Annotated in this window: 2 rRNA genes; both read right to left on the bottom strand. The window is 46.1% G+C overall.

From position 1 onward, the window contains the following. Nucleotides 1–513 (bottom strand): 23S ribosomal RNA (locus tag VPHSUH08_RS09515); the annotation flags it as partial. Between the two features lie 589 nt (nucleotides 514–1,102). Continuing rightward, nucleotides 1,103–1,224 (bottom strand): 16S ribosomal RNA (locus VPHSUH08_RS09510); the annotation flags it as partial.

Raw genomic sequence — 1,224 nt, 5'->3', positions numbered from 1 at the left:
TTCTTTTCACCTTTCCCTCACGGTACTATGCGCTATCGGTCGATATCAGTATTTTGGCTTGGAGGGTGGTCCCCCCTGCTTCCCACAAGGTTTCACGTGTCTCGTGGTACTCTGGATACAATCCCATGTATGCAAGGTTTCGATTACAGGGCTTTCACCTTCTACGGCTGAGCTTTCCAGCTCGATTCTTCTACCTCATTTACACTTGATGACTGTCCTCAACCCCGGTGCGGTTGCCCGCTCCGGTTTGGCCTCTTTCCCGTTCGCTCGCCGCTACTAAGAAAATCTCGTTTGATTACTGTTCCTCTGGGTAATTAGATGTTTCAGTTCCCCAGGTGCCCTCCTCATAGTCTAAGCTATGGGTGACAGTGCATAACCACTGCCGGGTTCCCCCATTCGGAAATCTACGGGTCACAGGTTGCTTGCACCTCTCCGTAGCTTATCGCAGCTTACCGCGTCCTTCTTCGGCTGATATCGCCAAGGCATCCACCGTACGCCCTTAAAATCTTTACTTATTTTACGCCATAATTTGCGGCTAACTTCGTTGTGCTGCGTTCGGTTTGTCTTGCGTACATAAGTACGCGGCGACATTCCCTCACTGGCACGCCTCGTTATCCATCAAATTCTGACGAAAATCTATTTTTAGATTTTATTGACATGCATTAGATACATTGTCGTTTTTTGTAGCCGTACATTTTCATGTACGTCACCATTAAGTCAGAGAATTATTTCCTATGTGCTCGGGTCAACCTACTTAGAAATTCTAAGAGATGACCTTACAAATATATAATAATTATCTTCTATGCAGTTTTCAAAGAACAAACAATTCATATATTTCGCGTCTATCGTCGTTGCATTCGCTTCACTTGTCTTGCGTAATTACCATTACGCGGCGACATCGTTCATCTCATGCGCCTAGATAGCCATCGAAATCTATTAAATTGTAAATGGTATTAAACCATCTGAGAGTCTTTACAGATCTCTCAAAACCAAACAATGATAAGTGTGTAAGTACAGCTAGCGCTTATGCTACGTCTACTTACTCGCCAAAGTGTCGACCTAAGTGACATCCAAGCTCTCGGCTTGGTGTATGTCTCCCTAGAAAGGAGGTGATCCAGCCGCACCTTCCGATACGGCTACCTTGTTACGACTTCACCCCAATCATCGACTTTACCTTAGACGGCTGGCTCCCGAAGGTTACCCCACCGGCTTTGGGCACTTCCG

This window comes from Veillonella sp. S13054-11 (assembly GCF_002959795.1).
In the GTDB taxonomy this organism is placed as follows: Bacteria; Bacillota; Negativicutes; order Veillonellales; family Veillonellaceae; genus Veillonella; species Veillonella parvula_E.
This window is presented reverse-complemented; position numbering and strand designations above follow the sequence as displayed.